The sequence below is a fragment of the Chryseobacterium lacus genome, assembly GCF_003336205.1.
Taxonomy (GTDB): domain Bacteria; phylum Bacteroidota; class Bacteroidia; order Flavobacteriales; family Weeksellaceae; genus Chryseobacterium_A; species Chryseobacterium_A lacus.
In genome coordinates, this window is the sequence record NZ_QPIE01000006.1 from 73,631 (window position 1) to 90,126 (window position 16,496).

Genomic DNA, 16,496 nt, shown 5'->3' on the forward strand with positions numbered 1-16,496 from the left:
ATCAACTTCTAAAATGAGAAATTTAAACTATTTGTTGCTTCTCACATTTTTCTCAGCAAGTTCCCAAACGCTGACTATAGATGAAGTATATTCATTGGCTAAACAGAATTATCCTCTTATTAATCGTCACGATTTAATTGCTAAAACCAAACAATATAATCTTGAAAACGCGTCTAAAGGCTGGCTTCCGCAAATCAATATCGTAGGACAGGCAACCTATCAAAATGAGGTAACGCAACTTCCTTTTTCGCTTCCCAATATGGCCATAGAACCTTTAACCAAAGATCAATACAAGGTTTTTGCTGACGTTCAACAAACAATTTACGATGGTGGAATGATTTCAAACCAGAAGAAAATCGCTCAAATTAATTCTGAAATTGAAATGCAGAAAACCGAGGTGGAAACCCATAAACTGGAGGAACGCATCAATCAGATTTTTTTCGGAGCCTTACAAACCGATGAACAGATCGGACAAAACGAACTCACCATATTCGATATTCAGAATGCGTTAGAAAATGCAGAAAACCAGCTGAAAAACGGGGTCATTCTGCGAAGTAATGTTGATGTTCTGAAAGCCCAGCTCATCCAACTGCAACAGAAGCAGATCGAACTTCAAAATATCAAAAAAAGTTTTCTGGAAATGTTGTCGGTATTTATCAACAGAAATCTGGATGAGCAGACCAAACTTCAGAAACCGGAAAGGATTTTAGTTGAAAACGTGAACAATCGTCCGGAATTGAAACTTTTTGATCTCCAAAAACAAGCATTAGAAACGCAAAAATCTGTTATCAATTCCAGAAATATGCCGAAGTTGGGCGCATTTGTTCAGGGCGGATACGGGAAACCGGGTTTCAATATGTTAAAAAATGAATTTGATATGTTTTACATCGGCGGCGTTCGTCTCAATATTCCGGTTTCAGGATTTTACACTAAGAAAAATGATCTCGCTTTGATTCAGCTTCAGCAAAATGAAGTAGACATTCAAAAAGAAAATTTTCTTTTCAACCAACAGTTTCAAACCTTACAAAGCAACAACGAACTTGAAAAAATCCAGCAATTAATCGACAAAGACAGCGAACTGATTGTCCTCCGCGAAAGTATCAAAAAAGCATCCTTGGCACAGCTTGAAAACGGTGTCATTACTACCAACGATTACCTTCGGGAGGTGAACGAACTCGACCGCGCGAGAACCCAGAAAATCCTCCACGAAATCCAATATCTGCTTACACAGCACAATCTGAAAGCACAATTGAATAATTGAGAACTGGAAATCACAAAAAAATTTAAAACCGAAAATGACCATTATGAAAAAATATATTTTTCCGCTGCTTATGATGACAATAGTCGCTTGTACAACGTCAGAAACAGAGTATGATGCATCAGGGACTTTTGAAGCCAACGAGGTGATGGTAACCGCCAAAGCCAACGGAACCATTCTGCAACTGAATGTGGAGGAAGGAATGGAACTTACAAAAGATCAGAAAGTTGGCATCATCGATCCTAAAAATGTAGAACTTCAGAAAGAACAAATCCAGGCAAGTCTCCGCGCCATTGAACAGAAAACCAATTCCGCAACGCCTCAGATTCAGGTGTTGCAGGCACAAATTAATTCGCAGCGAGCCAATATTTCAGTTTTGCAGGAGCAATTAGAAAATACAGTTCGCGAAAGAAACAGAACGGCAAAACTTGTAAAGGCCGATGCGGCAACCCGAAAACAGCTGGATGATGCCAACGGACAGGTTGAAGTTATTCAAAAACAAATTACCGCCGCGCAAACGCAACTTGCTACCTTGAGCCAACAAATAAATGCGGCAAAGGAAAATGTTTCCATTCAGAACCAAGCAGTTTTAAGTGAGATAAAACCAACCGAAAAAAGAGTGGAGCAAATCGACGAGCAATTACAAAACAACAGCATAGAAAGCCCGATTTCAGGTACGGTTTTAACGAAATATTCCAATGCTGGCGAATTTGCTACCGTCGGAAAACCCATTTTCAAAATGGCCAATATGGAAGAAATGACATTAAAAACTTTTATCACAGGCGATCAACTGTCTAAAGTAAAAATTGGACAGAAAGTGACGGTTTTGATTGACTCAAAAGACGGAAAAACCAAAGGACTTCCGGGAACTGTATACTGGATCAGTTCTAAAGCTGAATTCACCCCGAAAACCATTCAGACTAAAAATGAAAGAGCAAACCTCGTTTACGCCACAAAAATCCAAGTAAAAAATGATGGGTATTTGAAAATAGGAATGTACGGAGATGTTAAATTTTAATTGAAAATAAAAGTCTGAATACCGAAACATAAAAATGAAAAGCATCAAAGTTCATCATCTCACTAAAACCTACGGCAAGAAAAAAGAAAAAATTATTGCAGTCGATGATGTAAGTTTTGAAGTGAATTCCGGAGAAATTTTCGGGCTCATTGGTCCCGATGGTGCCGGTAAAACCTCCATTTTCAGAATGCTGACCACGGTAATCCTTCCAGACAGCGGTTCTGCTATCATCGAAAGTTGGGATATGCGGAAAGACTTTAAGGAAATAAGAAAAATATTGGGATACATGCCAGGGAAATTTTCGCTGTATCCAGACCTTACTGTAGAAGAAAATCTGGAATTTTTTGCGAGTATTTTCAATACTACTATTGAGGAAAACTACGATTTGATCAAGGACATTTACATACAGATTGAACCATTCAAAAACCGGAAAGCCAGCCAACTTTCGGGCGGAATGAAGCAAAAACTGGCTCTTAGTTGCGCATTGATTCACAAACCGAAAGTTCTTTTTCTGGACGAACCAACTACGGGTGTGGATCCCGTTTCCAGAAAAGAATTCTGGGAAATGCTGAAACGCCTGAAAAAACAAGGGATTACCACGGTGGTTGCCACGCCTTATATGGACGAAGCTTCGCTGTGTGACCGGATTGCATTGATTCAGAATGGAAAAATTCTGCAGATCGAAACGCCGGAAAATATCAGCAACTCCTTCCCTGACTTGCTTTTTGAGATAAAAGCCGGACGTACTTCTGAGGTGTTGCGCGCTTTGGAAAGTTTTGAGAAAAAGAAAAATATGTATGCTTACGGAGAATTTGTTCACCTGACAGCAGATCAGGATTTTGACATAAAAAAACTGGAACTTTTCTTACTGAGAAAAGGATTTGAACACATTGAAATAAAAGCAGTAAAAGCAAGTATTGAAGACAGTTTTATACGTTTGCTTTTTGATAATTAAAAATCTGAAAAGTGAAAACACCAAATAAACTTTACGTTTAAAATAAAATGAATTTCGGGGAAGAACATATCGCCATAAAAGCCGAAAACATCACCAAAGTTTTTGGGGATTTCACCGCTGTTGACCATATCAGTTTCGAAGTAAAAAAGGGGGAAATATTCGGATTTCTAGGAGCTAACGGAGCGGGAAAAACAACTGCGATGCGAATATTTTGCGGGCTTTCTGTACCCACTTCGGGAAGTGCAACTGTAGCGGGTTTTGATGTATATAAGGAAACTGAAAATATCAAAAAAAGCATCGGATATATGAGTCAGAAATTTTCACTTTACGAAAACCTTACCGTGAAAGAAAACCTGGAATTCTTCGGTGGAATTTACGGAATTAAAAGAAAAGAACTGAAAGTAAAAAGTCTGGAACTCATCCAAAAACTCGGTCTGGAAAACGAAAAAAACAAACTCGTTTCGGAACTTCCTTTGGGCTGGAAACAAAAGTTAGCCTTCTCCGTAGCCATTTTTCACCATCCGGAAATTGTTTTTCTGGATGAACCGACTGGCGGCGTTGACCCTGTCACCAGACGACAGTTTTGGAACATGATTTATGAAGCCGCAGACCGTGGAATTACCATTTTCGTCACTACGCATTATATGGACGAAGCGGAATACTGCGACCGTGTTTCCATTATGGTTGATGGAAAAATTGCCACTCTCGACACGCCTGCGAATTTGAAAAAAAAGTTTGAAACCGATACCATGGATGATGTATTTTATCAGTTGGCACGAGGTGCAAAAAGAAGTGAATAGGAAACACATTTGAAATCTATAGAAATAAAATGAAACAGTTATTCACCTTCGTTCGGAAAGAATTTTATCACGTTTTGCGCGACAGGCGAACGCTGCTCATTCTCTTCGGAATGCCAATCGTGCAAGTGCTTCTGTTCGGATTTGCCCTCAGCACCGAAGTCAAGAATACAAAAATCGGAATTCTGGATTACGAAAAATCTCAGAATTCATTGGAACTGGTTTCAAAAATAAATTCCAATCAATATTTTGAAGTGGATAAAAACCTGAACGCTATCCACGAAGCAGAAGACGCTTTCAAAGCCGGGCAAATCAATATGATTGTGGTGATTCCCCACAATTTTTCTGAGAATTTTATTCATGGGAAAAAAGCCCAGCTGCAATTGATTACAGATGGTACCGACATCAATATGGCCAACCAGATCATTAATTTTATGAACAATATTGTAAACGACTTTTATGTAGAAAACCATGTACAACAGCTTTCCGGTGCAATTCCTGAAATCCGAATGCTTTATAATCCGCAACTGAAAGGTGCACCCAATTTTGTTCCCGGCGTTATGGCTTTGATTCTGCTCATCATCTGTGTTTTGATGACTGCCATTGCCATTGTACGCGAAAAGGAAACCGGAACCATGGAAGTATTGCTGGTTTCGCCCATGAAGCCTTCAATAATCATTTTAGCCAAAACGATTCCGTATTTCATTCTTTCAATGATAATTTTGATTTCCATCATCCTGCTGAGTGTTACGCTGCTCGATTTGCCAATAAATGGAAGTTTGTTACTACTCTTTTTCGTAAGCATTATTTTTATTATTACCAATCTGCTCATCGGGGTATTAATCTCCATAATGACCAATACGCAGCAAAATGCGATGCTTATTTCCCTGGTTGGAACCATGTTGCCAACGGTGATGCTGAGTGGATTTATGTTCCCTATCGAAAATATGCCAGTTCTGCTGCAAGCCGTGGCCAACATTATTCCGGCAAAATGGTATTATGAAATTGTAAAAAACATCATGATTAAAGGTACAGGAATCGAAGTCATTTGGAAACATATTTTAGTCCTCACAGTATCCATGATCATTCTTTTCGTATTGGCTGTGAAGAAATTTAAGATAAGACTCGAATAAACTGGAAACTGGAAGAATGAAAATGCTTCTCACTTGGTATCAAATCAAAAAAATGTTCAGAACACTTTCTATATTAATCCGTAAAGAATTCCTGCAAATTTTCAGGAACCGGGCGATCTTGGCAATTATTTTCGTGATGCCCGTGATGCAGCTGCTCGTACTTCCGCTGGCTGCGAGTTATGAAATCAAGGATGTAAAAATTGCTGTGGTCGATCATGATAAATCCACTTATTCGAGAGAACTGATTCGTAAAGTAACCGCTTCAGGGTATTTTAAAATTTTAGAATATGGCGAAAATTATAAGACAGCATACAGCGCCATCGAAAGTGAAAAAGCCGATCTCATCCTTGAAATTCCAAACAATTTTGAGAAAAATCTGGTGCTAGAAAATAAAGAAAAAGTCCTGGTGGCTATTAATGCGATCAACGGCACAAAAGCCGGCCTTTCAGGAAGCTATCTTGCACAGATTTTACAGGATTTCAATCAGCAAATTCAGGTGAAAATGATGCCGCAAACCGAAACAGCAAAGAAAACCTCCGGACTCGAAATCGTTCCTAAATTAAGGTTTAACGAGCAATATAACTACCGTTTGTCGCTGGTTCCGGGAATTTTAGCCTTTCTTGTTACCCTCATTGGTGGCTATCTCACAGCATTGAATATTGTGGAAGAAAAGGAAATCGGCACCATCGAGCAAATCAACGTTTCACCCATCAAAAAAAGGGATTTCATCTTGGGAAAACTTATTCCGTTCTGGATTTTGGCCATGCTTGCTTTCACCCTCGGATTAGCGGTAACGGTTTTTATTTACAATATCGAAATGCAGGGCAGCATCCTCCTGCTCTACACCTTTATTGGAGTGTATCTCATCACGCTTTTAGGAATGGGACTGCTGGTTTCCGTGTATAGCGAAACGCAACAACAATCGATGTTTGTAGTGTTTTTCTTCATGATGATTTTCATTCTTATGAGCGGCCTTTTCACCCCGATTGAAAGTATGAACGAATGGGCCAAAATCATCGCTTATGCCAATCCGGTAACTTACGGAGTAGATGCTGTTCGACTGATTATGCTTAAAAATAGTGGCTTCAGAGATGTCGCACTTCATTTCTCAGTTATTTCTTTCATGGGTTTTATCATGATTACCTGGGCCGTTTTGCGGTACAGAAAAATAAATTAAAAAGAGATTACTAACAACATTTTTTATCCAATCAAAAGATAACAAACCAATATCATATGATTTAATTTTGAAAAACATGAGATATTTAATAACTTACAAACTATCAAAATATGATTAAAACACTTTACATCAGCGTACTTTCGCTTTTAGGCATCGCTTCTGTGTTCATGGGCGGTTCAGTTATTTTTGATCTTTTCGGTATCCGCGAAATGGAAGGCAATTATGTACCGTTCATCGTTTGGGCAAACTTCATTTGCGGCTTCCTTTATCTTTTGGCTGTCTATGCCATTCTCAACAAAAAGTCCTGGCAAAAAATACCATTAATGATCGCTTTCACAGTTCTTATGATGGCCTTTAGCGGATTAATTATTCATATACAAAACGAAGGTGTTTATGAACATAAAACCGTCAAAGCTATGATCTTCAGAACAGTACTGACTTTAATATTTCTATTAACCCATAAAAAAATCTTTAAAATGAAAAAATTCATGATTCCGGCAATCATTGGTATTGCCATGCTCACTTCCTGCGACAAAAAACAAACTGACGCGGTAGACCATTCTGAACATACAGCGCAAACTGAAAATGCTGCCACAGAAAACCATGACGATCATGCAGATCACGCTGACACCAGCGTTGGACTGGTTCTGGACAACGGAAATAAATGGAAAACGAATACCGAAATGTTGCCTTTTATTCAGGAACAAGAAAGACTTTTGGATGCTTACGACGATAATAAAGATGATTACAAAGTGTTGGCTGCCAATCTGAATTCAGCGAACGAAAAGCTGATTAAAAGCTGTACCATGACAGGTAAATCACACGATGTACTGCACGTTTGGCTGACGGATCACATGAGAAATATCGATCTTTTGGCGAAAGCAACGACCAAGGAAGAAGCTGATAAAGTGACAGATGCGTTAGAACATTCTATGGAAACGTATCATCAGTATTTTGATTAAACTTTTCAATTCCATATTTTAATTACCAAACCTTCAGTATTTTACTGGAGGTTTTTTTTAAACAAAAATTCAGTTTTTTAAATTATAATTCGTGATGTAAAGTATGAATTGATAGACGATTATATTTTTTTTGCTTCTTCCCAAAGCAAATCCATTTCCTCCAGATTCATATCCGAAAGACTCAGGTTTTTCTTCCGGGCCAGTTTTTCCATTCTCTGAAAACGAGAAATAAATTTATTATTGGTTTTCTCCAAAGCAGAATCCGGATTAATTCCTGAAATTCTGGCGTAATTAATCAACGAGAAAAAAACATCGCCCAGTTCCTGCTCTTTCTTTTCCAAATCGGTTTCCGCATGAAATTCTGCGAGTTCTTCGTCTACTTTTTTCCAGGCATCTTCCGCATCGTGAAACTCGAAGCCGACTCCTTTCACCTTTTCCTGAATTCTGAACGCTTTCACCATACTTGGAGTTCCTTTTGAAACGCCCGATAATACTGAAGAATTACCTTCTTTCAACTTCAGTTTTTCCCAATTCTGCTTTACCTCTTCTTCATCCTGAACTTTCACATCGCCATAAATATGCGGATGGCGGAAAATCAATTTTTCGTTTAATGAATTGATGACATCAGCCATATCAAAAGCATTTTTCTCTGATCCGATTTTGGCATAAAAAACCAAATGCAGCAACACATCGCCCAGTTCTTTTTTAATTTCCTGCAAATCCTCCTCCAGCAAGGCATCTGAAAGTTCGTACACTTCCTCCAGTGTTAAATGTCTCAGGGTTTGCAAAGTCTGTTTACGATCCCAGGGACATTGTTCGCGCAGGTCATCCATGATGTCCAACAGTCGTCCGAAAGCTTCTAATTTCTCCTGTTTGCTGTTCATTTCTTTAGATTTATTAAACAAAAAACTTTGCTGAAATTCAGCAAAGTTAAAGTGTTTTTCATCGGATTACTTCAATTGTACCATTTCAGCAATTTCCACATCATAACCGCTTACGATAGGTTTCTGATCGGGGTTTTGAGTAATCACACGAAATTTATTTATTCCCAGTTTTTTCAGAATCTGCGTTCCGATTCCGTATTCCATATAATTGGCAGTGATGGTAGGTCGTTTTTCCTGTCCGTCCTGAAAATTCAGAAACTGCTGAAGTTTCCTCATGGTTTGTTCGGTATTGGAAACGTTATTAATAAAAATAAAAGCACCTTTTCCTTCTTTATTGATCATCTCTGTCACCTTTTCCAATAAAGGATTTTCACCGTTTACCAATCTGGAAAGCACATCAAAATAAGCTGTAGAACTTTGTACTCTTACCAACACGGGTTCATTCAATTCCCAAGTTCCTTTGGTAATCGCGAAATGAATTTGATCGGTCGGTTTTTCCTGAAAAACATGGAAGTTAAAATCGCCGTAACGGGTTTTGATAGGACGTTCTTCGATCTTGTGAACCAAATCGCCTTTTTTTAGTAAATATTGGATCAGATCCTCAATGGAAACAATTTTCAAATCCAGTTTTTTTGCCAGTTCCATGAGTTGCGGAAGCCTTGCCATACTTCCGTCCTCATTCATGATTTCACAGATCACTCCGCCTTCTTTCAATCCGGCAAGTTTTGTTAAATCAATAGCAGCCTCAGTATGTCCGGCGCGTTTCAAAACTCCACCCTTTTTTGCGCGGAGTGGAAAAATATGACCGGGACGCATAAAATCGGTAGGTTTTGTTTTTTCGTCCATTAAAGCCAGAATCGTTTTGGAACGGTCGCTGGCAGAAATTCCGGTGGATACCCCATCACCTAAAAGGTCTACGGAAACGGTAAATGCTGTTTCCTTCGGGTCGCTGCTTCTGGTGACCATAATATCCAATCCCAGTTCATCACATCTTTTTTCGGGAAGCGGCGTACAGATCAAACCTCGGCCGTGAATGGTCATAAAGTTGATGATTTCAGGCGTTGTCAGTTCCGCTGCGGAAAGAAAATCACCTTCGTTTTCTCTGTCTTCATCATCTACAACAATAATTACTTTCCCTTTTTTTAGCTCTTCAATAGCTTCGGGAATCGTATTCAATTTTATATCGGACATCGTTTTCTGTTTGTTCGTGCAAAGATAACAATTTTAAAGGCGGAAGCCGAAGAGAATGGAAACATCTTTAGCCTCTCCTTCGCAATTCCTAAAACTCGGATTTAACATTATTTAACATATTTTTTTATCTTTGTCCACCGCAGTTGTAAAATTGGGAAAATTTTCGATTTTCACTTGACGAAATGGGCAGCAGTTTTTTTATTGAATAAGCTATAATTATTATCATTTATGAACGATACAAAGCACTTTTTCTGCCCATAAATCTATACCAAAAAAATGAGCGTAGTAGCAAGACAGGGTTTTAAATATACCATTATCGGTTATCTTGGATTTATTCTTGGGGCGCTGTCCACTTATTTTATATTTCCATTTAATTTCGAGTTTTACGGAAAACTCCGGTTTGTACTTACCTCTTCTGAGATCCTGGTTCCTATCGTGGTTTTCGGGTTGTCTTACGCCAATGTACGTTTCTTTCATCAGGCTCAAAAGGACGGCAAACATCAGAATCTTCTTTCGCTTTCGCTATTGGCGGTGGTTTTAAACTTCATTGTTTTTGTAGGTTTATTCTTTCTTTTTCATTACTTCTTTCCTCAATTTAAGAAAGAAGAATGGTGGAGTTTAAAGAACCTGATTCTGCCGTTGGTTTTGGTGCTCTCGCTGTCACATGTTTTCAACAGATATGTTTCCAATTACAAAAGAATTGTAGTCCCAAATATTTTTGAAAATATTTTCCCAAAACTGGCCAATCTGATCGCATTTTGTTTCTTTATTTTTCTTGGAATGACGGAGGCAACAGCGTTCGGACTTTTCTTCGGGATGTTTGTTCTGTCATTAATTGGCTACGCTTCTTATGCAAATAAACTGGAAAAAATTCAACCTGATTTCAGCACGGGTTACGTTCGCGAAAAGAACTTATGGAAATCCATTCTAAATTACAGTTTCTTTGGATTTTTGGGGAATATCGGAAATTATATCGCCATAAAAATCGACAATGTCATGATTGGGGTAAGTTTGGGAATGGAGGAACTGGGTGTTTATGCCACACTTTATGCCATTATTTCGCTCATCTCGATTCCGCAGCTGGGACTGTTTAATATTTCGGCACCCATCATCAACAAAGCGATTGCTGAAAAAAACATGGAAGAACTCGACCGTTTTCACAAAAAAACCTCGCTGAGTTTATTTTTCCTGGGCGCCGTTTTATTTTCCTGTATTCTGGCAGGATTTCCGTTTCTGGCGAGTTTCATCAAAAACGGAACGATGCTTCGGGAATCTGAACCTGTGGTCTGGATTTTAGGCTCGGCGATATTAATCGATCTGGCAACGGGGTTCAACGGAAACATCATTTCGATGTCCAAATATTATCGTTTCAATATCGTGATTATGCTTTTTCTGGCCGCTCTTACGGTTACACTCAATTTCTATTTTCTGGAAAAAACCAATTTCGGAATTGTAGGCGTAGCGATGGCTACAGCGATTTCACTTACGATCTATAATATCATAAAAGTTCTTTTCAATTACATCAAATTCAAAGTGCATCCTTTGACAATTGAAATGATTTTCGTTTCCATTATTTCCACGCTTGCCATTACGGTTGCCATTGTGCTGCCCAATTTTGAAAGCAATTTGCTGAACCTCGTGTACAAACCAGCCGTAGTTCTAGTGATGATTGGTATTGGAAATTATTTTCTGAAACTTTTTCCTGTAGAAGAATATATTAACAAGAAATTTATCCGGAGTATATTTAAGTTGGGCGGTTAATCGCTTAAACACTTTCTGAGAACGTGATGCAGCGATTCACTCACTTTTTTTCGAGAATAATGAGCCTGAAAATCGTATTGTAAACATGAAATTTCTTCAAATTTTTCCATAACATTTTCGGTCTCCGAAACTACAAAAGGCACCTCCGACATGAAACCTTCAGGAAAAATCACAAATTTTCCAAAGTTGATGGCATCGCCTATATTTCCGGACATTTTTGTCATTCCATATTGTTCTCTATTGCTGAAAAACGAGGTTTCTAATTGCACCGGACACCAAAGAACATCCGCTTTTTTCATCCAAAAATCGAATTCACTTTTAGGTACTTTTTCATTAAAGAAAACGAGGATATTTCTTTTAACTTTACGCTTCAATTCTTTCAAAATCTGCAATTCTTCACCTGCCGCTTTTCCCAGGAAAACAAAAGTTTTTTCCGGATGTTCCGAATTTAATTGCTCTTTTTTTTCTAAAAGTCCAACGATCTTTTTATAATCTCGCCGGGATTGGGAAACGGTTCCCGGAATTACAATAAGCAGCGAATCTGACATTTTTTTTTCATTAGAAAACTTGTTATAAAAAACAGGCAAATACTGAAAATGAGAATCAACAGCAAGCGAATTTTCCAACACGAACCGGTGTGAAGCCTTTTGAAAAACCTCAGGCATTTTCAGCAAACCTTCCTTCAACAGTAATTTCAGCCGGTAAAGTGTTTGGTCAACGAAAATTTTATGTAATAATTTCCCTTTTGTAAGTTTTGTAAAATTGAGATTATGAACAATAACCGCAGTATTGAAATGCTTTGTAATCTGATGAAAAACATTGAAATACCGATGAACAGTTCCGATAATAACCAAATCGAAATGCCCTTTCTTTAGCTGACTAAATATCATTTTCGGGTTGGAAATCTGAACAATTTTATCTTCACGATAATTCAGTTGCCGCATTATTTTTTCAGCAAAGAAATATTCAACCGCAAATTCTGCTGAATCTTCCATCAATTCCCGAAAATTACCGGCAATTTCAGCGTGGGTATCCAACTCGATATAGGCAATACGTTTCAAACCAACGTTAGTTTTTAATACATTTTTTCACCGTTCAGATAAGTTTCCAAAACCCGGATTTCCGAAAGTTCCTTCACAGAAATTTTGTCAATATTCCGGTCTAAAACAATAAAATCTGCAAATTTCCCAACCTCAATGCTTTCTGTTTCTCTGCCATTTTCATTGGAATTTATTGTCGCACGAGATACCCATTGTGAAGTATTTCCGAGCGCACTTTTGTTTTTTATCGCTTCAAAACGAGTAATGACGGGAGTTCCGAAACCCAAAACCGGAGCGTAAACATCTACATAACCCGGCACAACGGTGTGTCCATTAAAATTTAAAACTTTAGGAGCTTTAAATTTGGCCAAAATCTCAGCATTATTTCCGACAGCAAATATTTTTCCGCGATAAATCGCCATCGCTTCGGCTGTTTTTATGGAATCGTTTGCCGTATAAATATCTGCCTGATGGATAATAAGATCCACATTAAATTTAATCTGTGCAGACAACTGGCTGCCGATTAGAAGAATAAAAAATAAAATGGTTTTTCTCATGATTTTTTCCTTTTCAACATTTGATTCCAGCGGTGACTTCGGATGAACTTTATTTCATCTGAACTGAGATCACGAGGATGATTTTGGTTCATGAAAGTTTTCATCGTTGTTATAAATTCTGAAAACGAGCGGTTTTTAAATGAAGATTTTGCAGAAGAAATTATCGCCAAAGGGCAGTTGAGTCCAATATTATAAAAATATTCGCCTAATTTTTCCGCCTTCTGTTTTTGATATTGAAAAGCAGTTGGCCGAAGATGTTTCACCCAAAGATCTTTCAAGGTCAATACTTCCCAACCGTACATTGCCGACAGCATTACATCGATATTATCCCATCCCAACACCGGCCGCAGTCCGTTCATCGCCTGAAAACATTCTATTCTATAAGATTTTATGGGCCCACGAACATGATTTTTAGAAGAAATATTTTCGAATTTCCAATGCTGTTCTGCATCTTCAAAATCATAAACTTTTGTTTCATCAAATCCTGCGTTAGCAATTTTAACAATTCCGGAAACCATTCCCGCTTTGGGATTATTTTGGTAAATTCTATTGATTTCTTCCAGATAATTTTCAGGGAAAATAATGTCTGCATCAAATTTACAGATTATATCAAACTCCTTCAAATCCTGCGTTTCCAAGCCTTTATTAAAAGTACGAACTACTTTAGCACCGGGTTCGTGCCGGGATTTCAGAAGGCTAACAACAGACATTTTACTTCCGATTTTCGAGTTTTCTTTAAAATCCTGAACGATTTCCAAAGTACTATCTGAAGATCCGTCATCGACCACCACCAGATGAAAATCTTTGTATGTCTGGTTTTCCAGCGAGGACAGACAAAAACTGATATTCTGCTCTTCGTTGTGAGCAGGAATAATGATTAAAAATTTCAAACGATTTATAATTTATGAGGCTGCAACATTTTTCTCGGATCTAATATATCATCCAGTTGTTCTCTGGTTAATAACTGATGTTCAAGAACCAGATTATAGACACTATTTCCGGTTTCCAGAGCTTCTTTGGCAATATGGGTAGCATTTTTATAACCGATATAAGGATTGAGTGCGGTAACAATTCCGATGCTGTTTCTCACCATATTCAGGCACACTTCCCTGTTGGCCGTTATTCCGTTAATGCATTTTTCGCGGAGCGTATCCAGCGCGTTACACAAAAATTGATTATTTTCCATAATCGCGTGGGAAAGAACAGGTTCCATCACATTCAGTTGCAATTGTCCAGCTTCGGCAGCAAAAGTAACCGTAAGGTCATTTCCGATCACTTTATAACACACCTGATTCACCACTTCCGGAATCACAGGATTCACTTTTCCCGGCATAATAGAAGATCCGGGCTGCATAGGAGGAAGATTTATTTCGTAAAATCCGCTTCTCGGGCCGGAAGAAAGAAGCCGAAGATCATTACATATTTTAGAAAGCTTCACCGCGAGTCTTTTCATGGCGGATGAATAAATCACATACGATCCTGTATCCGGAGTAGCTTCCACCAGATTCGGTGCTGAAACTATGGGATAGCCTGTGATTTCAGCGAGATTTCCCGCACAGCGTTCTGCATAACCCAAAGGTGCATTAAGGCCTGTTCCGATGGCTGTAGCCCCCATATTTACTTCCACAAAAAGGTTGGCATTGTTGTTCAGTTTTTCAATATCTTCTTCCAATGTGGCCGCAAACGCTTCAAATTCCTGTCCCAAAGTCATGGGAACTGCGTCCTGAAGCTGAGTTCTTCCCATTTTGATGACATCCTGAAACTCTTCTCCTTTTTCCCGAAATGCAAGAACGATTTTTTTCACTTTATCGACCAAAGTTTCATTCATCTGCAGTAACGCCAGTTTTATTGCGGTCGGATAGGCATCATTCGTTGATTGAGAAAGATTGATGTGGTCGTTTGGTGAACAGAACTGATAATCGCCTCTGTTCTTCCCCATTTTTTCAAGAACACGGTTGGCTATTACTTCATTGGCATTCATATTCACCGATGTTCCGGCACCACCCTGAATCATGTCAATCGGAAACTGATCATGCATTTTTCCATTAATCAATTCGTCACAGGTTTCAGTAATTTTCAAAAAAAGCTCTTCGTTCAGTAGCCCGAGTTCATAGTTGGTCAACGCAGCCGCTTTTTTCACAAAAGCAAGTCCTCTGATCAGTTCAGGATAAGAAAACAGGTACTGTCCGGAAATCCGAAAATTTTCTATAGCTCTCTGTGTTTGTACTCCGTAATAGGCATCAGCCGGAACGAGAAGTTCGCCCAGCAGATCACTTTCTCTTCTGAAATTCTCCATGATAATTTTTGCCTGAAAAGTTAAGGCTTTTTGCTGCAAAAACAAGCTTTTCCGCAAAAATGAATTGATAGAAAATCAAATTGTTTTTATGGATATTTCTGAATAAGAGCCTGTAAAATTGCCCAAGTTTCCCTATCCACAATCCCATCATGAACTTCGGGCCGGAAGCGATACTGAAAAGCTTCCACTACTTTTAAATTTTCTCTGTTCCAAACTCCGGTGGGAACAATATCGTAACCGAATTTCTTGAGACCATTTTGAACTTTCGTGACGAAAGGAATGCTGTTCTGTTCAAATGCGAAAGATTCATTTGTGGTTTCATTCATGAATTTCTGTTTCATTTCTTCATCGTACCACATGCCGATATTATATTCATCATACAACTTCTTCCAGGGGAACATCGGGCCCGGATCCTGTTTTCTGGTAGGAGCAATATCTGAATGCGCCAAAATATTCACCGGAGGAATCTGGTATCTTTCCACAATATCCTTCACCAAAGCCGCTACTTTTTTGATTTGTGATTCATCATACGGCGAAAAAACTTTTTTGCCAACAGAATCTAAGATATATCCTGTATTGACGATTTCAATCCCAATGGAGGTGTCATTCAAGTTTTTATCATTCCGCCATGCACTGACTCCGGCATGATATGCTCTTTTGTTTTCATCCACGAGTTGATAAATTTCCCTGTCGCCAAGATTGTTCACCAGGTAATGGGAACTTACAGCTTGTTGCGTCAGCACCCTCACCGATTTCTCTTCGTCCAGTGCTGTATAATGGAGAATCAAATACCGCTGTCTGAAGTTTTGTGCTACCGCAGGAAAAAAAGATTTTGATATAACATATCCTTGCGGTTTAGCAGAAACGATAGAACCATGGCTGATGGTATTGTCATTTTTAGTGATATCTCCAATATTCTGTCGGTAAAATTCCACGCCGTGACTTTGGGTAATGGCAGGTTTTGGAGCAGTTCGGGAAGGTTCTGCATTGGTTTTGGGAGGACCAGCGGTCGGTTGCGGTTCAATTCTTTGGGCGGAACATGAAATCATGAGGCTACTTAAGCCTATGATACACAAAATCTTATCTATTTTCATAATGAGCGGAGCAATAATTACCCAAAAATACGAAAAAAATTAAGTAAAAACTTTTGGTATCTATCTAAATCGTGCTTATATTTGCACTCGCAATTAGAGAAAAGCAGTTCTTACAAAAAATTGCAAGGAGGGTTGCCGGAGTGGTTAACGGAGCAGTTTGCTAAACTGTCGACGCGCAAGTGTCGCGTGGGTTCGAATCCCACACCCTCCGCAACCGGTTAACTTCGGGGTGTAGCGTAGTCCGGTCATCGCGCCTGGTTTGGGACCAGGAGGTCGCAGGTTCGAATCCTGCCACCCCGACAAAAAAACCGTCTGAAATATGACGGTTTTTTTAAAAATCAAAGTAAACATTTTCCAACGAAAATTGGAAAAT

Annotated in this window: 15 protein-coding genes and 2 tRNA genes; 10 read left to right on the forward strand and 7 right to left on the reverse strand. The window is 38.8% G+C overall.

Annotated features, from left to right (window positions below):
* Positions 1-13: 13 nt before the first annotated feature.
* The 7 genes from DQ356_RS08845 (at position 14) to DQ356_RS11270 (ending at position 7,300) form a co-directional block, all read left to right on the forward strand.
* Positions 14-1,261: a TolC family protein gene (locus DQ356_RS08845; RefSeq protein ID WP_166413087.1), complete on the forward strand. Its 1,248-nt coding sequence runs from the start codon at positions 14-16 to the stop codon at positions 1,259-1,261.
* 43 nt (positions 1,262-1,304) lie between these two features.
* A complete protein-coding gene (locus tag DQ356_RS08850) occupies positions 1,305-2,276 on the forward strand; it encodes an HlyD family secretion protein (RefSeq protein WP_114304270.1) in 972 nt (323 codons plus the stop codon).
* A 34-nt stretch (positions 2,277-2,310) separates the two neighbouring features.
* A complete protein-coding gene (locus tag DQ356_RS08855; RefSeq protein ID WP_114304132.1) occupies positions 2,311-3,231 on the forward strand; it encodes an ABC transporter ATP-binding protein in 921 nt (306 codons plus the stop codon).
* 47 nt (positions 3,232-3,278) lie between these two features.
* Entirely contained in the window at positions 3,279-4,031 is a 753-nt protein-coding gene (locus DQ356_RS08860; protein ID WP_114304133.1) for an ABC transporter ATP-binding protein, read from the forward strand.
* Between the two features lie 29 nt (positions 4,032-4,060).
* Positions 4,061-5,161, forward strand: coding sequence for an ABC transporter permease (locus DQ356_RS08865; RefSeq protein WP_114304134.1), 1,101 nt, complete (start codon positions 4,061-4,063; stop codon positions 5,159-5,161).
* Between the two features lie 16 nt (positions 5,162-5,177).
* The gene (locus DQ356_RS08870; protein ID WP_228420700.1) at positions 5,178-6,338 is read left to right on the forward strand and encodes an ABC transporter permease; all 1,161 of its coding nucleotides are present in this window, start codon (positions 5,178-5,180) and stop codon (positions 6,336-6,338) included.
* Between the two features lie 110 nt (positions 6,339-6,448).
* The gene (locus DQ356_RS11270; RefSeq protein WP_185123778.1) at positions 6,449-7,300 is read left to right on the forward strand and encodes a hypothetical protein; all 852 of its coding nucleotides are present in this window, start codon (positions 6,449-6,451) and stop codon (positions 7,298-7,300) included.
* A gap of 119 nt (positions 7,301-7,419) precedes the next feature.
* On the opposite strand, the gene mazG is transcribed toward DQ356_RS11270, so the two are convergent.
* Together mazG and ribB are read right to left on the reverse strand one after the other, a co-directional pair.
* The gene (gene mazG, locus DQ356_RS08880; protein ID WP_114304135.1) at positions 7,420-8,184 is read right to left on the reverse strand and encodes a nucleoside triphosphate pyrophosphohydrolase; all 765 of its coding nucleotides are present in this window, start codon (positions 8,182-8,184) and stop codon (positions 7,420-7,422) included.
* Positions 8,185-8,250: 66 nt separating this feature from the next.
* Positions 8,251-9,375 carry a 3,4-dihydroxy-2-butanone-4-phosphate synthase gene (gene ribB, locus DQ356_RS08885; protein ID WP_114304136.1) on the reverse strand — a complete coding sequence of 375 codons (1,125 nt, stop codon included), beginning with the start codon at positions 9,373-9,375 and terminating at the stop codon, positions 8,251-8,253.
* A 276-nt stretch (positions 9,376-9,651) separates the two neighbouring features.
* Between ribB and DQ356_RS08890 the strand changes: the two genes are divergently transcribed.
* Positions 9,652-11,136, forward strand: coding sequence for a lipopolysaccharide biosynthesis protein (locus DQ356_RS08890; RefSeq protein WP_114304137.1), 1,485 nt, complete (start codon positions 9,652-9,654; stop codon positions 11,134-11,136).
* Here the strand turns inward: DQ356_RS08890 and DQ356_RS08895 are convergent.
* The 5 genes from DQ356_RS08895 to DQ356_RS08915 all read right to left on the reverse strand — a co-directional run bounded on the left by DQ356_RS08895 (position 11,133) and on the right by DQ356_RS08915 (position 16,117).
* Positions 11,133-12,197, reverse strand: a complete 1,065-nt coding sequence (locus DQ356_RS08895) for a hypothetical protein (RefSeq protein WP_126723268.1) — start codon at positions 12,195-12,197, stop codon at positions 11,133-11,135. The two genes, DQ356_RS08890 and DQ356_RS08895, sit on opposite strands and share 4 nt — an antisense overlap.
* A gap of 14 nt (positions 12,198-12,211) precedes the next feature.
* The gene (locus DQ356_RS08900) at positions 12,212-12,733 is read right to left on the reverse strand and encodes an amidohydrolase family protein (protein ID WP_114304139.1); all 522 of its coding nucleotides are present in this window, start codon (positions 12,731-12,733) and stop codon (positions 12,212-12,214) included.
* On the reverse strand, positions 12,730-13,623 hold the full coding sequence (locus DQ356_RS08905) for a glycosyltransferase family 2 protein (RefSeq protein ID WP_114304140.1): 894 nt from the start codon (positions 13,621-13,623) through the stop codon (positions 12,730-12,732). The genes DQ356_RS08900 and DQ356_RS08905 overlap by 4 nt, the downstream gene beginning before the upstream one ends.
* A gap of 5 nt (positions 13,624-13,628) precedes the next feature.
* Positions 13,629-15,029, reverse strand: a complete 1,401-nt coding sequence (gene aspA, locus DQ356_RS08910) for an aspartate ammonia-lyase (RefSeq protein ID WP_114304272.1) — start codon at positions 15,027-15,029, stop codon at positions 13,629-13,631.
* 86 nt (positions 15,030-15,115) lie between these two features.
* Positions 15,116-16,117, reverse strand: a complete 1,002-nt coding sequence (locus DQ356_RS08915) for an N-acetylmuramoyl-L-alanine amidase (protein ID WP_185123779.1) — start codon at positions 16,115-16,117, stop codon at positions 15,116-15,118.
* Positions 16,118-16,249: 132 nt separating this feature from the next.
* Here DQ356_RS08915 and DQ356_RS08920 point away from each other — a divergent pair.
* Positions 16,250-16,334 (forward strand) — tRNA-Ser (locus tag DQ356_RS08920).
* 14 nt (positions 16,335-16,348) lie between these two features.
* Positions 16,349-16,423, forward strand: a tRNA-Pro gene (locus DQ356_RS08925).
* Positions 16,424-16,496: the final 73 nt, after the last annotated feature.

Excerpts from the sequence above, each read along its gene's own strand:
- ribB (WP_114304136.1), bottom strand. The coding sequence starts at position 9,375 with ATGTCCGATATAAAATTGAATACGATTCCCGAAGCTATTGAAGAGCTA.
- DQ356_RS08855 (WP_114304132.1), top strand. The coding sequence starts at position 2,311 with ATGAAAAGCATCAAAGTTCATCATCTCACTAAAACCTACGGCAAGAAA.
- DQ356_RS08890 (WP_114304137.1), top strand. The coding sequence starts at position 9,652 with ATGAGCGTAGTAGCAAGACAGGGTTTTAAATATACCATTATCGGTTAT.
- DQ356_RS11270 (WP_185123778.1), top strand. The coding sequence starts at position 6,449 with ATGATTAAAACACTTTACATCAGCGTACTTTCGCTTTTAGGCATCGCT.
- DQ356_RS08870 (WP_228420700.1), top strand. The coding sequence starts at position 5,178 with ATGAAAATGCTTCTCACTTGGTATCAAATCAAAAAAATGTTCAGAACA.
- DQ356_RS08845 (WP_166413087.1), top strand. The coding sequence starts at position 14 with ATGAGAAATTTAAACTATTTGTTGCTTCTCACATTTTTCTCAGCAAGT.
- DQ356_RS08865 (WP_114304134.1), top strand. The coding sequence starts at position 4,061 with ATGAAACAGTTATTCACCTTCGTTCGGAAAGAATTTTATCACGTTTTG.
- DQ356_RS08850 (WP_114304270.1), top strand. The coding sequence starts at position 1,305 with ATGAAAAAATATATTTTTCCGCTGCTTATGATGACAATAGTCGCTTGT.
- DQ356_RS08860 (WP_114304133.1), top strand. The coding sequence starts at position 3,279 with ATGAATTTCGGGGAAGAACATATCGCCATAAAAGCCGAAAACATCACC.
- aspA (WP_114304272.1), bottom strand. The coding sequence starts at position 15,029 with ATGGAGAATTTCAGAAGAGAAAGTGATCTGCTGGGCGAACTTCTCGTT.
- DQ356_RS08900 (WP_114304139.1), bottom strand. The coding sequence starts at position 12,733 with ATGAGAAAAACCATTTTATTTTTTATTCTTCTAATCGGCAGCCAGTTG.
- mazG (WP_114304135.1), bottom strand. The coding sequence starts at position 8,184 with ATGAACAGCAAACAGGAGAAATTAGAAGCTTTCGGACGACTGTTGGAC.